This is a genomic window from Burkholderia lata (assembly GCF_902499335.1).
Lineage (GTDB): Bacteria > Pseudomonadota > Gammaproteobacteria > Burkholderiales > Burkholderiaceae > Burkholderia > Burkholderia lata_B.
In genome coordinates, this window is sequence record NZ_CABVQK010000003.1 from 345,346 (window position 1) to 362,519 (window position 17,174).

The following is a 17,174-nucleotide window of genomic DNA, read 5'->3' on the forward strand; positions in this document are numbered from 1 at the left end:
GGTCGATCGGGGCGTGTGTGCTCAGACTTTCTTCAGGTAGCAGGCCTTCAGCATGAAGCCGCCCATGTCGGTCTTGCAGTCGACCTCGTGATCGCCGCCGACGAGCCGGATGCTCTTGACCTTGGTGCCCATCTTCAGCGTGATCGACGAGCCCTTCACGCGCAAGTCCTTGATCAGCACGACCGAATCGCCATCCGACAGCACGTTGCCGTTGGCGTCCTTGACGACGTCGCCCGCCGGTTCGTCGCCCGTTTCGGTGCCGGCGCCTGCCGACCATTCATGGCCGCAGTCCGCGCATACGGTCAGCGTGCCGTCCGGGTAAGTGTTTTCCATCGCGCATTGCGGGCAGGCGGGGGCGGCGTTCATTGCAGCGTCCATTCAGGGAAAGTTGAGTCGTCGATAAAAATGCCGGACGCGCTGGCAGCGTCGCCCGGCGCGCCCTGGAGGCGCGCGCCGACGGATCGGCGGGCCGCCTTCGGCACACACGACATTATAATGCAATACACATATCTTGACCGCTGTATTATAATTGCCGCTTTCGCGTCGTTCGCCGGACTTGCGGCCCGTTTCACCGAGAATGCCGGCACATCCAAGCAGGATGACACCCCCGGGCCGGGCCGCCGGCTTCCCTGAGTCGTACGGGAAAGCGCGTTTCACGCGTGTCTGGCGCACTACCGGCCCGGCACCGCACACCGTTCCGACGTTCCCGTCCAGAGGCTTTCCGACATCGTGGCAACCGTTGTGTACGTTGAAATCGGCCCCGCGTGGAACCGCAATCGCGGCGGCGCCGCACGAGAAGCCGCCGTCGACGCGGCGCGCGGCTTCGAAAGCGACATCCTGCTGATCGCGAACGGGATCAGCAGCGATGCGAAGGACAGCGCCGCCGTCTCGGCGCTGCAGGTGCACGGCGGCACGTCCGCACAGGTGCTGGCCACCGGCCCCGACGAGGAGGCTGCACTGCAGGCACTGCTGCCCGTGCTGCAAGCGCGCTGACCCGCGCCACCCGATGTCACGGCATCCCGCCCACCCCGAATCCCCCTTTTCACGAGGAAGCGATGAGCGACAACTTCACGTCCAACACCCCGAACCTGTCGGCCTCCGCCATCTGGGCGCTCGAACGCCTCGCCGACGTCCGCTACGGGCGCGATGCGCCGGCGCTCGGCTGGTCGATCGCACGAGAGCTCGTCAGCGCGGGCTTCGTCAGCCATTCCGCGCACGGCCGCTCCGGCGCGTCGATCACGGCCGAGGGGCGGACCTTCCTGAAAAGCCGGAAGTAACGCGCAAACGGGCCGGCGGGCTCAGAACCTGTGCCGGATACCGACGATCGCAAGCAGTTGCGAGTTCGTACCGGCATCGACGTTGTACGACCCGATCACGGCCTGGGCCGGCCCCGCCCCATTGAAGCCGTTCGCATGCTGGTAGCCGACGGTCGTATAGAGATCGGTGCGCTTGCTCAGCAGATAGTCGGCACCGACGTTGACCTGGTGATAGCGCGCGGACGAATCGCCGCCCGACCACGTGAAGTTGTAGCCGACGATCGTCAGCAGCGACGGCAGCGCCTGCCATTGCACGAACGCGGAGCCGTTCCGGTAGCGCTCCGCCTGCACGAACGACGACGACGCGTCGGGGCGGTATTCGCTGAAGCTGAACGCCGCGCCGACCGTCACGTTGCCGATCGCATATTGCGCACCGGCGCGCGCGATCCCGATCGAACGGGCCGACGCATACGCGCGACTGACGGCGCTCTTGAAAAACGCATCGGCCGACGACGCGCCGCGCGTCGAATGGATCGCATTGCCGTTGTCGACGTGCAGATAGCCGGCCGCGACGCTTAGCGGGCCGTCGGCATAACCGACCGCCCCGGCATATGAGAGTCCCGACCCCGACGCGCCGGCCACGCCGCCCGGCGAGACCATCGCCGCGACCGTCGCGCCGCGCCACGTCGCGCTCGTCCATTTGACTGCGTTGCTGAACGTTACGCTGCTGTCGTAGTTGTCGACGTCGCCGGGCGGCGCGAAAAGCCCGCTGAACGCATCGGCCGTGATCGGCTGCACGAGATCCGTCACGGGATCGTTCTGCCTGCCGAGCGTCAACTTGCCCCACCTGTCGGATGCGATGCCGACGAACGCTTTCGAACCGAACAGCCGACCTTCGTCGAGCTGGCCGGTCGCGACGTCGAAATTGTTCTCGAGCGTGAAGATCGCGCTGATCCCGCCGCCGAGATCCTCGCTGCCGGTCAACCCCCATTCGTTCGCCGACAGCGCGCCCGACGACATCGACACGCGCGACTTCCCGCCTTCCGCGTGGTTCAGGTACGCCAGCCCCGTATCGATCGTGCCGTACAGCGTGACCGAGCCCTCCGCGCGCGCGGCGACGGAAAGTGCGGCCGCCACGGCGGCACCTGCAATCAGCATGCAATTTTTCATCGTGATTATGGATAAGTACTGCGAATCGATTTGAACGGACGCCGGCGCGATATCGGCCGTGCGCTGTGCCGGATCGCGGCATCGCGACGCTCTCGGCGCGCACGCCTGGGCACGTGGCGTGCGCGCGAGCACCAGTCACACAGGTTCGCCCGCTACGACGGGCGCGGCTCGATCAGGATGCGTCGCAGCTGAACCGGTAGCTGTCGTCGAGCTTCTTCGCCAGCACGAGCGTGCGCATGTTGAGCATGCGCGCCGCATCGCACAGCGCGCGCTGCCCGCTCGGCGTACGGTACTTGCCCGCATACTCGGCGTTCAGCACCGGCTTGTTCTTCGACGTGAACACTTTGTAGCCGCCGCACTCCTTCTGCTCGTTGCACTCCTCGTTCACCGCGAAATCGAACGACGGTTCGAGCGCCACGAGCTGATCGACGTCGTTCTTCAGCCCGACCGCCAGGTTGCGCTTGTGCGCCTCGTTCGCGATGAACACGTTGAACGCATACTGGTCGGCGTCCTGCAGCGGGAAACCCGTGTCGTTCGCGTAACCGTCGACGTTGTCGGGCTCGACACCGTCGCACCCCTTTGCCACCGCGCGATCGAGGCGGGCAGTCATGATGTCGCGCACGTTGCTCGAACGGATGTCGAGCCAGCGCTCGCCCTCCCAGTCGTCGAGCTTCTTGCCCTGGTCGGATTCCTTGAACTTCGAGAAATCGGGCCGCCAGTTCTCCGAGCTCCCCGCCGAGAAATAACAGACGACCTTGCGCCCGGCCTGCTTGAGCGCCGCGATCGTCGCCGGATCGGTATCGAACAGGTCGATGTCGTAGATCGTGACGTTGTATGACGTATTGAGCTTGCCCCTGAGCTGCCACTGCCACGTATCGGACGCGACGGGCGTCCAGTGCGCGGCGGCGCGCGCGGGCGCCGCCGCGACCGGCGGGGAAGCGGCAAAGGCGCTTGCCGACAGCGGGTCGGACGACCCGTCGCCGCAGGCCTGCAGGATCGATGCGCACAGCGCGAGCGCCGTGACACAGGAAAGGTTGCGTAAGGTCTTTTTCATCGAAGCATCTCCAGTGGAGGGATCGGGATGACGAATGGCACTGCGTGTTGAGGAACTGCAAGGTTGCTCGGCAACGGCACGGCCAAGCGGTGATACGCGGTGATGCCGGGTAACGCTCATGCGTCGAGCGGCTCGGCGCGCAGCAGCGCCGCATGCTCGAAGCGCAATGCGATCGCGTCGTGCCCGGGCGCGATGCGGCCGACCTCGCGATTGCCGTTCGCGTAGTCGACGATCCGGTACGACCGTCCAGGCTGCAGGCCTCGCAGTGCGACCTTGCCGCTCCAGCGGTCGGCGTAGAACGCGTAATGCAGCACGCCGTCCTTTTCCACGACGTGCGCCTCGGGCTTGTCGAACGCGATGTCGTACAGTTCGCCGCGATAGCGGCCCTCGGCGAGCCGATGCGCGTTGTAAACCTCGACCCAGTGCCGCCATTCCCGCTCGTGCTCGGGCGTCAGCAGGAACGAATCCTTCGGTTTCGGATCGACGGGCCACGTGAACTTCGTCGAGATGACGGCGCCGACGCCCACCGCCGACGCGAAGTCGCGGCCGCCGTCACTCAGTTCGACGTGGTCGCCCGCATACGCAGACGACGCCCCCATCAGCGCCTTCAGCGTCTTGCCCTTGTGGCGCACCTGCCAGCTCGACAACGGATCGGATGCGGGCGCCTGGTCGATGTAGCGCATGTTGTGGAACGCGTACGCGGTGCCGCACGGGCACACTTCGACGACCGCATCCGGCTTGACCGCATGCGCGGCGTCGTAGAACGTGCGGTAGAAATCCGCGAGATGCTCGACCGAATCCTCCGGCCGCGCATGGCGGTGCGCAGGGTTGAAGCACGGCGCGACGCCGTTCAGGTGCTGGCCGTCGATCTTCATCCCGTCGAAGCCCCACTCGCCGATCACCTTCTTCACGAGCGCGGCGACGTGCGCCTGCGTCTTCTCGTAGGCCGGGCACAGGTAGAAGCTGTTCCACCACGTGATCGCCTGCGGTGCGCCGTCCGCGTCGAGCAGCAGCATGTCGGTGTTGTCGTGCAGTTCGTCGCTGCCCGGCGCGACCGCGAGCGGCGCGATCCAGAGCCGCGCCTTCTGCCCGCGCGCGTGGATGTCGTCCACGAGTGCCTTCATGTCCGCGTCGCCGGCCGGGAATTTCGCGCGGTCGGGCACCCAGTCGCCGGTCCGCCGTTGCCAGCCGTCGTCGAGCACGGCCCACTTGAAGCCGAGCTCCTGCACCTTCGGCAACGTGGCGCGCACGTAGTCGAGGCTGAACTGGCGCTCGTAGCCCCACGCACACCAGATCGGCTCGTAGGCACTCGCCGGCGGCCGCGGCGAATGGAAGCCCTGCGCACCCATCATCTGCCGGTATGTGTCGAGCGCGACAAAATAATCGCCGTCGTGCAGCATCACGAACGCGGTCGGTGCCTCGAGCGTCGCGCCCGGCACGAGCGTGACCGTCTTCTCGCCGCGCAGGCCGAGCGTCACTTCGTCGCGCACGCCCTTCACCGGCAGCGACACCAGACGCGGCACGGTGTCGAGATGGCCGAGCGCGATGCCCTGGTCGCGCCGCCACACGTCGACGACCGGCGTGCCGCCGCCGTAATCCGACGCGTTCATCCCCATGAAATTGCGCTGGTCGAAACCGGCCTTCACGGGCTGCACCCAGTCGCGCCGGTCCGCATGGCTCGCGCCGGAATAGATCCAGTAACCGCCCGCGCCGGCGTCGGCCGGCAGCAGCCGGTGCGCGCCGACGTTCCATGCGCGGATGTCGGCCGCCTGCGTGCCGACGTTGCGGAACTGCGTGTCGATCAGCGCAACGCCCGGCCGCGCTTCGAGCAGCGTGACGCGTACCGTCTTCTCGAAGCCGTTCGCCGAACGCCCGACCAGCCGCAGTTGCCGCCCCGCGCCGAACCGGGTCGAGACTTCAGCGTGCGCGGCGTCGACGATCGCAAAGCGGTCGATCGTGCGCACCGGCCGCGTGTCGGGCGCAGGGCCATCCGCCGTCGGCGCCGGCGCCGGACCGATCAGTTGTTCGAGCGTCTCGCTCGCATCGAACCGGGTCAGTGTGCGCGTGCCGCCGCCGCGACGCACGGCCAGCCGGCTACGCATCGCCGGGTCGAACTCGATCACGAACCGGTCGTCACGCAGCGCGACGCGCCGCGGTTCAGCGCCGCGTGCATCGCGCACCCCGACACCAACCAGGATCGGGCTCGCCGCGCCGGCGGCCAGCCACTGCACGAACGCCCGCCGGGTGGTCATGGGTGCACCTCGCGGCGAAGCGACGCGCACCGTGCCGGCCTGCCGGCACGTCGGACTGGCGGGGGATATCGAAAGGAAAAGCAAGCGTTCATGCGGAATTCCTCGTGAAGAAGGGCCGTGCGCGACACATCTGTCTCGCGCAGATCGGCAATCTAGATCATCTTTCGATTTCTTTCGTTTGTGGTTTACACTAATAACGAAAGAAATCGAAAGCCAATAGATTGGCGGCTCCCGATGCGTGATCCTTAAATTTTTTCCCGATACGTTGTCGTGGCTGCCCGTCGAAAGCCTGCCGATTTCATCTTTCATGCCATAAAACGAAAGCATTCGACGGATTTGAACCCATTTCGAAAGACGCGACCGATGCAAAACAACTGGCTCGTTCACGCGCTCGTCACGACCCTGCTGTGGGGCGTGTGGGGTGCATTCACCGGCTTGCCCGCCGAGCAGGGCTTCCCCGATACGCTGATCTACGTGGTCTGGGCGTTCACGATGATTCCGCCAGCGCTCGTCGCGCTCGGACGTGCCGGCTGGCGCGTGCGGCACGACGGCCGGTCGCTCGCGCTCGGTCTCGCCATCGGGCTGCTCGGCGCGGGCGGGCAGATGCTGCTGTTTCGCGCGGTCGAATCGGGGCCGCCGTATCTCGTGTTCCCGATCGTGTCGCTGTCGCCGGCACTGACGATCGCGCTGTCGTTCCTGCTTTTGCGCGAGCGCACAGGCAAGCTCGGCGTGGCCGGCATCGCGCTCGCGCTGTGCTCGCTGCCGCTGTTCGATTTCCAGTCGGGCCAGGGGCCCGCCCGGTTCGGGATGTGGTTCGCGCTCGCGCTGCTGGTGCTCGTTGCATGGGGGCTGCAGGCGTATCTCATCAAGATCGCGAACACGACGATGGACGCGGAATCGATCTTCTTCTACATGGCGCTGACGGGCCTGCTCTGCGTGCCGTTCGCGCTGTGGATGACCGATTTCGGCCGCACGATCAACTACGGAATCGGCGGCCCGGGCCTCGCCGCCGCGATCCAGGTGCTGAACGCGATCGGCGCGCTGACGCTCGTGTATGCGTTCCGCTTCGGCAAGGCGATCGTCGTATCGCCGCTCGTCAACGCGGGCGCGCCGCTGCTGACGTCGGTGATCTCGATGGCCGTCACCGGCACGACGCCGACCGGCAGCAAACTGACGGGCATCGCGCTGGCGCTGCTCGCCGCGCTGCTGCTCGCGCTGCAGCCCGAAGGCGCGGCGGCAACCAACGCGGCGGGAGAATCGGCATGAACACCCTGCTCGATCTCGTCCGCCGCCACAAGCAGGCACCCCGTCACGCGCCGCACGGCGTACCCGCGGTCGGCATCCCGTCCGTATGCTCCGCGCATCCGGTCGCGATCGCCGCGGCGCTGCGCGAATGCGCAGCGCGCGAGCGCCCTGCGCTGATCGAAGCGACCTGCAACCAGGTCAACCAGGACGGCGGTTATACGGGCATGACGCCGCACGACTTCCGCCGCTACGTCTTCGACATCGCCGCACGCGAAGGCGTCAGCCCCGATGCGATCCTGCTCGGCGGCGACCATCTCGGCCCGAACGCCTGGCGCCGGCTGCCGGCCGCGCATGCGATGGGCAAGGCCGAGACGATGGTCGCGCAATACGTGGCGGCCGGCTTCCGCAAGCTGCATCTCGACTGCTCGATGTCGTGCGTGGACGATCCGTCGCCGTTGCCCGAAGCCGAGATCGCCGCACGTGCGGTGCGCCTGTGCCGCGCCGCCGAGGCGGCGTGGGCAGCCACCTCGCCGCGCGGCGAGGCGCCCGTCTACGTGATCGGCACCGAAGTACCGGTGCCCGGCGGTGCGCACGAGACACTCGACGCGCTGGCCGTCACGACGCCCGACGCAGCCGGCTCGACGCTGGCGCTGCATCGCGACGCGTTCGCACGCGCCGGTCTCGACGATGCCTGGTCGCGTGTGATCGCCATGGTCGTGCAGCCCGGTGTCGAGTTCGATCATCACAAGGTCATCGACTACGACGCCGGCAACGCGCGCGCGCTGAGCGCATTCATCGAACGCGAACCCGCGCTCGTGTTCGAAGCGCATTCGACGGACTACCAGACACCCGACAATCTCGCGCAACTCGCGCGCGATCACTTTGCGATCCTGAAGGTGGGCCCCGGCGTGACCTTCGCGATGCGCGAAACGCTGTGGGCACTCGCCGCGATCGAGCGCGAATGGCTCGGCGGCGACGCCGGCTTCATCGCGACCGTGCTCGGCGTGATGCGCAGCGAACCCGAGCACTGGCGGGACTACTACGCGGCCGGTGCGCAGCTCGAGCTCGACCTCGCATACAGCCTGAGCGACCGCATCCGCTACTACTGGGCCCATCCGGTCGTGCAGCGCGCGTGCGCCGACCTGCTCGCGCGCCTCGACGCATCGCCGCCCCCGCTCACGCTGGTCAGCCAGCATCTGCCGCGCCAGTACGAGGCCGTCCGCGAAGGGCGGCTCGGCCTGCGTGCGAGCGCACTGTTGCAAGACGGCACGGCCGCGGCCATCCGTCCGTATCTTCACGCGTGTGCCGCGTGACCGACTCTCCTCAGATCCGCCCATGGAATTTTTCGACCTCGATCCCGCCGACCTCACCCGCCGCCACGCCGCTCACACGGCCCGCGAAATCGCCCAGCAACCCGACGTCTGGCCCGACGTGCATGCCGTCGTCGACGCGCAACGCACGGCACTCGACGCGTTTCTCGCGCCGCTGCTCGCCGACCCGCGCCTGCGCATCGTCCTGACAGGCGCCGGCAGCTCGGCGTTCATCGGACAGTGCCTCGTGCCCGCGCTGCGGCATCGCTTCGGCGGCCGCGTCGAAGCAGTGGCCACCACCGACATCGTCTCGAACCCCGGCGACACGCTGCAGCCCGGCGTGCCGACGCTGCTGGTCTCGTTCGCGCGATCGGGCAACAGCCCCGAAAGCGTCGCCGCCGTCGACCTGGCGGACCGTTTCGTCGACGGCTGCCGCCATCTCGTGCTGACATGCGCGGCCGACGGCTTGCTGAACCGCCGCCTCGGCACGCATCCGCGCGCGCACGTCGTGCTGCTGCCGGAGGCCACGCACGACCAGGCGTTCGCGATGACGTCCAGTTTCAGCGGCATGTTGCTCGCCGCGGCCTGGGCGTTCGGCGTGGCCGGCATGCCGGTCGGGCCGCTGGCCGATGCTGCGCGCACGCTGCTGCGCGAACAGGCTTCGCGCATCGCCGCGCACGTGCGGCAGTTGCCCGAGCGCGTCGTGTATCTCGGCAGCGGCGCATTGCTCGGGCTCGCGCGCGAAGCCGCGCTGAAGCTGCTGGAACTGACCGACGGGCTGATCGTCGCGATGGCCGAATCGCCGCTCGGCTTCCGGCACGGCCCGAAAACCTTTCTCGACGAGCGCACGCTCGTCGTCGTGCTGCTGTCCGGCGATCCGCATACGCGCCGCTACGATCTCGACCTGCTACGCGAACTGCGGCGCGAAAACCGTGCGGCCGGCATACTATCGATCGGCGTCGCACCATCCGACGGCGCGAGCATCACCGGGACGCTGCCGCCGTCCGACGACGACCTCGTAGTGCCGCTGCCGCCCGGCCTGCCCGATCTCGCGCTCGCGCCCGTCGCGCTGATCCTCGCACAGTGCTTCGCGCTGCTTGCGTCGCTGCGGCTCGGGCTCACGCCCGACAACCCCAGCGCGTCCGGCACGGTCAACCGGGTCGTCGCCGGCGTCACCATTCATCCGTATGCAGGGCAGCCCACATGACCCCACTCTTTCTCGGCATCGACGGCGGCGGCACGAAAACCGCATTCATGGTGATCGACCAGCAAGGCCGCGTGCGTGCACGCCATGAAACGACCACGAGCTACTACCTCGAGATCGGCATGGACGCGCTGCGCACGCTGCTCGCCGACGGCGTGCTCGCGGTGCTGGCCGCAGCGAACGTCGCGCGCGACGAGATCGCGTATGCGTTCGCCGGCTTGCCCGCATACGGCGAGGACAGCCGCCTGCTGCCCGAGCTCGACGGCCTGCTCGCACCGCTGTTGGCGCGCGAGCGCTACCGGATCGGCAACGACATGGTGTGCAGTTGGGCCGGCACGCTGGCCGGCGGCGATGGCATCAGCATCGTCGCCGGCACCGGGTCGATCGCGTACGGGCAACGCGAAGGCCGCGCCGCGCGCTGCGGTGGTTGGGGCGAGATCTTCGGCGACGAGGGTTCGGCCTACTGGCTCGCGCGCGAAGGGCTCGCCGCGTTCTCACGGATGGCGGACGGCCGCACCGTGCGCGGGCCGCTGTTCGACATCGTGCGCGCGCACTTCTCGCTCGACCACGATCTCGACCTGTGTGCGGCCGTGAATTCGGGCGCCGTGCGCAGCCGCTTCGCGCAGTTGTCGCGGCTCGTGATCGACGCGGCGCGCGCGGGCGACACCGAAGCGCATACGCTGATCCTGCGCGCAACGGACGAACTCGCGCGGCTCGCGGCCGGCGTCGCGCGCGCGCTCGGCTGGCCGCCCGGTCAGCCGTTGCCCGTGTCGTATTCGGGCGGTGTGTTCAATGCGGACGCGCTCGTGCTCGATCCGCTGCGCGATGCGCTCGCCCGCTGCATGCCGCACGCGGTACTCACCGCGCCGCAGCTCGGCCCGCATGTCGGCGCGGCCGTCCACGCGGCCCGGCTGGCGGGCCGGCCCCTCGATCCGACGGCGTTGCGCGCGCTCCAGCCCGGGCAGGGGTTTTGATATCATTTCGGCTCCCTGTCTTGCCGAAATGGACATGCCCGCTCACAGAGTGCCTCCGCCGCCCGCCGTCGATCACGCACCGTTGCTCGTCGAGGAACGCCGCCGCCTGATCTGCGAGTTGGTGCGCGAACGGGAGAAAGTCACCGTCGAGGAGCTGGCCGAGCGGTTCGGCATCTCGCTCGTCACGGTGCGCAGCGACCTGAACGCGCTCGCGGCCGCCGGTGCGGTGCTGCGCACGCACGGCGGTGCGCTCGTGCTGCGCGAAAGCGACGAGGTACCGATCGCGGTCAAGCAGAAGCTCCGGCACGCGGAAAAGGTGCGGATCGCGACGGCCGCCGCCGCACTGATCGGCGACGGCGAAACGATACTGCTCGACTCGGGCAGCACGACCGAGGAAATCGCGAAGCAAATCGTCACGATGAAGCTGCAGTCGCTGAACGTGATCACGAATGCGCTGAACGTGGCCGTGCTGCTCGCGGCCGCACCGCATATCAACCTGATCATGCCCGGCGGGCAGCTTCGGCCGAACTCCTATTCGCTGTCGGGGCCGCAGGCCGTCGTCGCGCTTCAGGGGCTGTACGCGGACCGGCTGTTTCTCGGCGTCGACAGCCTCGATCCCGAGATCGGCCTGATGACGCCGCACCTGCTCGAAGCGCAGCTGAACGCGCAGATGCTGAAGATTTCACGCCAGGTCATCGCGGTTGCGGATTCATCGAAGCTGATGAAGCGCAACCTCTCCGTCATCGCAAGCGTTGAGCAGCTCGACATGCTGATCACCGATACGGGCGCCGACGCTGCCGTGGTCGACGACCTGCGTCAGCGCGGCATCGACGTGCTGACGGTCTAGCCGCCCGGCCCTCTCCCTATTCGACCCACCACGATGCCGCCCGTCTCCTCCCCGCCCGTTCTCGATACACCGCGCCTCGTCCTCGAAGGCCATCCGCTCGGCGACTTCGAAGCGCTCGCCACGATGTGGACCGAGCCGAAGGTCGTCGAGCACATCTTCAACGGCGAGCCGTCCGCACCGCGCGACTCGTGGATGCGCATGCTCGCGTATCGCGGACTGTGGCCGCTGCTGGGCTATGGCTACTGGGCGATTCGGGAAAAAGCATCGGGCCGCTATGTCGGCGATCTCGGCTTCGCCGATTTCCACCGGCTCATCGAGCCGTCGATTCGCGGCGTGCCGGAAGCCGGCTGGGCACTTGCGACGTGGGCGCACGGCAAGGGCTACGCGACCGAAGCGCTCGCGGCCGCGCTCGCGTGGCTCGACGGGCAGCAGCGGTTCGAGCGCAGCGTGTGCGTGATCGCGCCGACCAACGTTGCGTCGATCCGCGTGGCGGAGAAAGCCGGTTATGGCGAACCGATCCGGATCCGGTTCAACGACGCCGACACATTGCTGTTTTCGCGCGCGAGCCGGTAGGCTGCGATGCTGCACCGGCTATCACGGGCGCGCCGCATCGGCATGCGGCGCCGGTGCGTCATCCCCGCTCACTCCGTGACCGGCTCATAGAGACTGGTAAAGAGCCCGTTGTCCATCGGCCAACAGTTGCCACGCTCATCCAGCAATATCCAGTCGCCCGCCTGCACCGAACGCCAGCCTTCCGGCGTGGCGACCGCCCGTCCGCCGTCGCGGGTTTCCACCCGATCGTGGTCGCCATCGACGAACCACCGTGTTGCATCGACATAACTGATGCGTTTTCGAAATCGCATACCGCCACCGAAACGTTGAGACCTGACCGGCCCTTCCGAAGACCTGTCCGCGTATTGAGCATGTGCGTCGCGACGGGACGTGAAACTCACGAGAGCCACGAGGAGGATCGGGAGGCCACGGCGTCCGCCCCGGGCCACAGCGGCTGCGCGGCCAACGCGTTCGCCGCCAGACGGGTTTCATGCAACGCCTTCCGGCCCTCTGCGACGAGTGCCTCCAGCGTTTCCCGTGCGGCGGTAGAGATCCGCAAATCGGTTTCCTGCATTCTCCCGATCGCCGCGTGGACCTCGTCGGGTTGATCGGGCACAAGCGTCGTCAGGAACCTTGAACGCGCTTCCGCGGCGCGGACGGCCTCGCTCCAGTCGGCGCGGGTAACCGCGACTTCGATTGCGTTGGTGAGCACCTCGATACTGTGGACGACTTGCAACTGATCCATTTCGCATTCCTATTTGTCTGCCGTACCGCCAACAAGCTTTCGCATCGAAAGCCAGTGCCGCGTCAACACGGATCCGCACGCATACGAAGGCGGCAGTCGCGCGCCGAGTGCGGGCAACGGCGTGAATCGATCACTGCCTTCGTCTCTGCAGAGACTTCGACGACAGGACGGAAACGCGGCACGTCATGTTCCCGGCCAGTGGTGAGAATTGTAGGGAGCCATCTACGGCAGATCGTGTAATATTTCGTAATGATCTGTCGAGTAATCTTTACCTGGCCTGAATCGAATGGCGTCGCGGCGTCCACACCAGCCGATTTCCGCAAACGGATTTGCCCGAACTACGCCTGGTCGGGGTTCGCCGCCGGCCACGTGCCAGATATCGCGCTGAAGGATTTCGCCCGCTCATCGGGTCGTTCGTCGACGTTTGTTGCAGAACGGCAAAGATTTCCGCGCGGACGGGTTCGACGGACGATGCAGATTTCATCACATTCTGCCGGAATGTTTCGCAGTATCATCCGCGTCGCCTCGGCTACCACGCGTTCGGACTGGGCCTAACCGCTCGCCATTTTCCCGTTTTGCCCCCTCGTTTAGCGATGCCCATCCGAATCCTGCTCGTCGAAGACGACGTCCAACTGTCCGCGCTGATCGCAGACTATCTGCGCAAGCATCAGTACGACGTGGACACGCTGCTTGACGGCACCGACGCCGTGTCCACGATCGTCGCGCGTCGCCCCGACCTGGTGCTGCTCGACATCAATCTGCCGGGCAAGGACGGCTTCGAGATTTGCCGCGAGGCACGCATGCAGTACGACGGCATCGTCATCATGATGACGGCCCGTGACGAACAGTTCGACGAGTTGCTCGGCCTGGAATTCGGCGCGGACGACTTTCTCCACAAACCGGTCGAGCCGCGCATCCTGCTCGCGCGGATCAAGGCCCACCTGCGACGGATACGCATCCGCTCGGCCGACGTCGCACCGGCATCGCCCCATCGATTCGAGTTCGGCAAGTTTTCGATCGACCGGGCCGATCGCAAGGTTCGCCTTCCTGACGGTAGCGCGCCTCGCCTGACCTCAACCGAATTCGACCTGCTGTGGGCCCTTGCCTGCCGCGCCGGCGAGGTGGTCAGCCGGGAAGACCTGACGGTGCTGTTACGCGGGATCGAGTTCGACGGCTTCGACCGCTCGATCGACGGCCGCATCTCGAAGCTGCGCCGCAAGCTGTGTGATGACGTCACGGAGCCGAAGCGAATCAAGACGATTCGCTGCAAGGGCTATCAGTTCAGCAAGCACGCGTGGGAATGACGCGACATGCAACCGCACACCGTCACGTGCCCTTCGTCTGCTCGCCGGGCGCGGTAACGGGCGTCTCCGGATCGCGCGCAAGCCCTTGCGCGAACACCTTCAAGCCTTCGAGCAACGGCGTCAACGCGTCCCACAGCGCTTCGTCGTGCAGGAGCCGGTAGGCGCCGCGCACGCCGGGGGCGACATGCTCGTGCTGCGCCGGTTGCCACGCGGCGACGTGGTGCAGCGCGTCGGCGGCCGCGAACACGGCCTTGCCGAATTGCTCGGGCGGAATGCGCGACAGCGCCATCAGCAGCACCGCGAGATTCTGCATGCCGCTCTGCATGCCCGGCTTGTCGAGCGCATCGACGAACGTGTCGGCCAGCCGCGCGTTCGCGCTGACGACCTCGCTCGCCAAGTGCAGGAATCCATGCCGGTGCAGGCTGCCGAGCAAGTGTTCGAGCGCATCGTGTGCGCCAGGCTCCGCGTGCGGCGGCGTCGTGTCGGGGGACTGAGGTTCGGTCATCGGCTTTCTCCGGTTGGGACGCCACGTGGCCGCCGCGCTATCGCATGTTTCCCGTATGGCCGAGCGAATAGCGCCCCGGCTGCGGCCACACGGTCAGGCCGTGCGGCTCCATGCCGACGGGAATCGACCGGACCGCGCCGCTCGTGGTGTCGATCGCGTAGACGACGTCATCGAAGCGGCCCGACAACCACAGCGTCTTGCCGTCCGCGCTGACGTTGCCCATGTCGGGGCTGCCGCCGCCGGGGATCGGCCAGGTCGCGACCACCTTGCGCGTCGCGAAATCGAGCACCGATACGCTGCCCTTGCCGTGGCGCGGCCCGTGGACATGATTGGAGCCGCGATTCGCGATATAGAGCTTCGTGCCGTCGCGGCTTGGATACAGCCCGTGCGTGCCGACGCCGGTGCGGATGAATCCGGCTTTCGTGAAGCCGTCGCCATCGATGACGTATACGCCGTCTGCCATCATGTCGGCGACATAGAACACCTTGCCGTCCGGGGACACGCGGATGTCCTGCGGCATCCCCTTGCGGTCGAGTTCGAGGTAGCCGATCACCTTGCGGTTCACCAGGTCGATCTTCGCGAGCTTGCCGCCGAACTCGCACGTGAAGAGCGCATACCGGCCGTCGATCGAAAAGTCGGCATGGTTGATGCCCTTGCATTGCGGCACATCGAGGCTCGATTTCAGCGCCATCGTGTTCGGATCGCGGAAGTCGAGCCGTGCATGCGCCTCGGCCACCACGATCGCCTCCTTGCCGTCGGGCGTGAAATACATGTTGTACGGATCGTCGACGCTCACTGCCTGGCCGGGCTTGCCCGTCTTCGGGTCGATCGGCGTCAGGCTGCCGTCGGTCCGCCCTTCCGCATTGTTCGCGACCCACAGTGTCTGCAGATCCCATGCCGGCACGACGTGCTGCGGACTGCGGCCGACCGCGAACCGGTCGACGACCTTGTACGTGGCCGGGTCGATCACATAGACGTCGTTCGATCTCAGGTTCGGCACGTAGATGCGCGGCAATACGCCCGCTACCGCCGCGCTCATGCGGCCGGCCTGCGCCTCGCTGTACAGGTTGTCGGGGTTGATGACGGGCGGCATGCCGGGCACGGCCGCAACGGCGGACGCCGCGAGCGCGCCGTGAGCGCCGAAGCCGGCCAGCGCTGCCGCGATGACGATCGCGGGACAGAAGAAGCGGATGTGACGGCGAAAGCGCGGTTGCATGACGATGTCCCTGTTCGATTGAATGGAACGACGGCAAAGGCGGCGCGATGGCAAGGCTGCGTCAGCGGCCGGCGATTTCCTTTCTGATCGCGTCGACGGTACGCGACACGATTGCGTCGGTGCCCAGCCGGCCGAGTTCGACGCTCGCATGACGCGGATCGCCGCCGTAGACGCCGTCGACGGCGCCGGGCTTCGCGGCATTGCGCAGCTTGTCGACCCTGACCATGCGCGGCTCGACGGCCAGCAGCAGCGACGTATCGGCCAGCCCCGCGTGCGTGCCGATATCCGCGGCCGGCACGCCGTGCTCGCGCAGGATCTGGTCATATCCGTCGGAACTGGTGCCGTAATACGCGGCCGGCACGAACGCGCGCGCGCCCGTGCCGCCCCACGACTTGTTGAGCCGGGCGACCGACTGTCTGATGTCGTTCTGGTAGCCGCCGTGGTCGCCGAGAAACACGATGTTCGTGAAACCATGGACCCGGAAGCTGTTGGCTGCGGACTCGAGGGTCTTTTCGAAGACGTCGTCGGGCACGGTGATCGTGCCCGGGAAGCGCATGTGCGACGTCGTCGGCGCATAGCCTCCCTCGGGCACATAGGCGATGACCGGCGCGACGATCGCGTTGCCGAGACCTTCCGCGATCCGCTCGGACAGCACCCTGACCCGCGCGTTGTGCTTGCCGAGCGCCACGTACGGCCCGCTTTGCTCGGTCGCGCCGACCGGAATCAGGATGGTGGTCTTGCCGGCCCGGATGCTGTCGCGCAGTTCGGTCCAGGTCATGTCTTCGAGCTGCACCGTTCCCGGCACCTGGGCGAGCGCGGTTTGCGCGACGGTGAAAGCGAGGGCGGCGAAGATGGCGCGTGGCAGGCATTTCATCGCGGATTCTCGACGGAAGGAAAGAGACGACGCTGCGTTCCCTCGCACCATAAACGAACTCGTGCGACTTGTCGCTGACCGCGGCGCGACGATTGACGCCGAAGGTCGCGAGAAAGCCATTCGTCAGGATTCCGTCGTGCGTCGCGAAGTCTCGCGCGCCAGCACCTCGTTACCGCGATTCACGCCGCCGACACGGCGACCGCCTTGATCTCGACGATATAGCCGGGCGCGCCGCCCAGCATGTGCGCACCGACCGCCGTCCACGCCGGCTTCGGGTGCGCATCGAGGTAGCGGTCGCGCACCTGCATGAACAGCGGCAGGTCGCGCATGTCGGTATGGAAGGTCGTCAGGTCGACCACGTCGCTGAACGTTGCGCCGGCGGCTTCCAGCACGTGCTTCAGGTTCTCGAATGCCTGCACGATCTGGGCTTCACGGCCTTCGACGAGTTGCATCGCCGCATCGCGGCCAATCTGGCCGGATACGTACAGCGTATCGCCGACCTTCAGGCCGGGCGCGTAGCCGATCTTCTCGTACACCGCTTCCATTCCCGCCGGAACGATGGCTTTGCGATCACGCATGGGAGGCTCCGTGGCCGGCTTCATCGCGCCGGCCGGTTGGTTGTCGATGAAATACGTTGAACACCTGCAAGCGGCGTTGTGATGCGCC

General features: G+C 67.0%; 19 protein-coding genes. 9 read left to right on the plus strand and 10 right to left on the minus strand.

From position 1 onward, the window contains the following. Positions 1–21: 21 nt before the first annotated feature. Positions 22–366, minus strand: coding sequence for a zinc ribbon domain-containing protein YjdM (locus BCO18175_RS09305; RefSeq protein WP_041492596.1), 345 nt, complete (start codon positions 364–366; stop codon positions 22–24). Positions 367–729: 363 nt separating this feature from the next. On the opposite strand from BCO18175_RS09305, the gene BCO18175_RS09310 reads away from it, so the two are divergent. Next, positions 730–993: an HPr family phosphocarrier protein gene (locus tag BCO18175_RS09310; RefSeq protein ID WP_174980336.1), complete on the plus strand. Its 264-nt coding sequence runs from the start codon at positions 730–732 to the stop codon at positions 991–993. A 62-nt stretch (positions 994–1,055) separates the two neighbouring features. Beyond that, positions 1,056–1,277 carry a hypothetical protein gene (locus BCO18175_RS09315; protein WP_021158205.1) on the plus strand — a complete coding sequence of 74 codons (222 nt, stop codon included), beginning with the start codon at positions 1,056–1,058 and terminating at the stop codon, positions 1,275–1,277. A 21-nt stretch (positions 1,278–1,298) separates the two neighbouring features. On the opposite strand, the gene BCO18175_RS09320 is transcribed toward BCO18175_RS09315, so the two are convergent. The 3 genes from BCO18175_RS09320 to BCO18175_RS09330 form a co-directional block, all read right to left on the minus strand. Next, on the minus strand, positions 1,299–2,426 hold the full coding sequence (locus tag BCO18175_RS09320; protein WP_174980337.1) for a porin: 1,128 nt from the start codon (positions 2,424–2,426) through the stop codon (positions 1,299–1,301). Between the two features lie 172 nt (positions 2,427–2,598). Further along, positions 2,599–3,480, minus strand: coding sequence for an endo alpha-1,4 polygalactosaminidase (locus tag BCO18175_RS09325; protein WP_174980338.1), 882 nt, complete (start codon positions 3,478–3,480; stop codon positions 2,599–2,601). Between the two features lie 116 nt (positions 3,481–3,596). Further along, complete coding sequence (locus BCO18175_RS09330) at positions 3,597–5,732, minus strand: glycoside hydrolase family 36 protein (RefSeq protein ID WP_174980339.1); 2,136 nt, start codon at positions 5,730–5,732, stop codon at positions 3,597–3,599. Positions 5,733–6,095: 363 nt separating this feature from the next. Between BCO18175_RS09330 and BCO18175_RS09335 the strand changes: the two genes are divergently transcribed. From BCO18175_RS09335 to BCO18175_RS09360, 6 genes are read left to right on the plus strand one after another with little or no spacing between them, the layout of a single operon-like run. Next, a complete protein-coding gene (locus tag BCO18175_RS09335; protein ID WP_174980340.1) occupies positions 6,096–6,998 on the plus strand; it encodes a DMT family transporter in 903 nt (300 codons plus the stop codon). Next, complete coding sequence (locus BCO18175_RS09340; protein WP_174980341.1) at positions 6,995–8,290, plus strand: D-tagatose-bisphosphate aldolase, class II, non-catalytic subunit; 1,296 nt, start codon at positions 6,995–6,997, stop codon at positions 8,288–8,290. The genes BCO18175_RS09335 and BCO18175_RS09340 overlap by 4 nt, the downstream gene beginning before the upstream one ends. A gap of 22 nt (positions 8,291–8,312) precedes the next feature. Further along, positions 8,313–9,494: an SIS domain-containing protein gene (locus BCO18175_RS09345; protein WP_174980342.1), complete on the plus strand. Its 1,182-nt coding sequence runs from the start codon at positions 8,313–8,315 to the stop codon at positions 9,492–9,494. Beyond that, the gene (locus BCO18175_RS09350) at positions 9,491–10,465 is read left to right on the plus strand and encodes an N-acetylglucosamine kinase (protein ID WP_174980343.1); all 975 of its coding nucleotides are present in this window, start codon (positions 9,491–9,493) and stop codon (positions 10,463–10,465) included. Before BCO18175_RS09345 ends, BCO18175_RS09350 begins: the two co-directional genes overlap by 4 nt. 34 nt (positions 10,466–10,499) lie before the next feature. Continuing rightward, positions 10,500–11,312, plus strand: coding sequence for a DeoR/GlpR family DNA-binding transcription regulator (locus BCO18175_RS09355; protein ID WP_063805315.1), 813 nt, complete (start codon positions 10,500–10,502; stop codon positions 11,310–11,312). A gap of 33 nt (positions 11,313–11,345) precedes the next feature. Further along, complete coding sequence (locus BCO18175_RS09360) at positions 11,346–11,885, plus strand: GNAT family N-acetyltransferase (RefSeq protein ID WP_174980344.1); 540 nt, start codon at positions 11,346–11,348, stop codon at positions 11,883–11,885. A gap of 68 nt (positions 11,886–11,953) precedes the next feature. Here BCO18175_RS09360 and BCO18175_RS09365 read toward each other — a convergent pair whose 3' ends face one another. Together BCO18175_RS09365 and BCO18175_RS09370 are read right to left on the minus strand one after the other, a co-directional pair. Next, positions 11,954–12,175, minus strand: a complete 222-nt coding sequence (locus BCO18175_RS09365; protein ID WP_174980345.1) for a hypothetical protein — start codon at positions 12,173–12,175, stop codon at positions 11,954–11,956. 86 nt (positions 12,176–12,261) lie between these two features. Further along, complete coding sequence (locus BCO18175_RS09370) at positions 12,262–12,609, minus strand: hypothetical protein (RefSeq protein ID WP_254608009.1); 348 nt, start codon at positions 12,607–12,609, stop codon at positions 12,262–12,264. Between the two features lie 593 nt (positions 12,610–13,202). Between BCO18175_RS09370 and BCO18175_RS09375 the strand changes: the two genes are divergently transcribed. Then, on the plus strand, positions 13,203–13,913 hold the full coding sequence (locus BCO18175_RS09375; RefSeq protein ID WP_174980567.1) for a response regulator: 711 nt from the start codon (positions 13,203–13,205) through the stop codon (positions 13,911–13,913). A 22-nt stretch (positions 13,914–13,935) separates the two neighbouring features. On the opposite strand, the gene BCO18175_RS09380 is transcribed toward BCO18175_RS09375, so the two are convergent. The 4 genes from BCO18175_RS09380 to BCO18175_RS09395 form a co-directional block, all read right to left on the minus strand. Next, positions 13,936–14,418 (minus strand): DUF1641 domain-containing protein, encoded by a 483-nt coding sequence (locus tag BCO18175_RS09380; protein WP_174980346.1) that lies wholly within the window; start codon positions 14,416–14,418, stop codon positions 13,936–13,938. Between the two features lie 37 nt (positions 14,419–14,455). Next, a complete protein-coding gene (locus BCO18175_RS09385; protein ID WP_174980347.1) occupies positions 14,456–15,634 on the minus strand; it encodes a YncE family protein in 1,179 nt (392 codons plus the stop codon). A gap of 61 nt (positions 15,635–15,695) precedes the next feature. Then, complete coding sequence (locus tag BCO18175_RS09390; protein WP_174980348.1) at positions 15,696–16,508, minus strand: creatininase family protein; 813 nt, start codon at positions 16,506–16,508, stop codon at positions 15,696–15,698. Between the two features lie 179 nt (positions 16,509–16,687). Next, the gene (locus BCO18175_RS09395) at positions 16,688–17,086 is read right to left on the minus strand and encodes a RidA family protein (RefSeq protein WP_174980349.1); all 399 of its coding nucleotides are present in this window, start codon (positions 17,084–17,086) and stop codon (positions 16,688–16,690) included. Positions 17,087–17,174 lie beyond the last annotated feature (88 nt).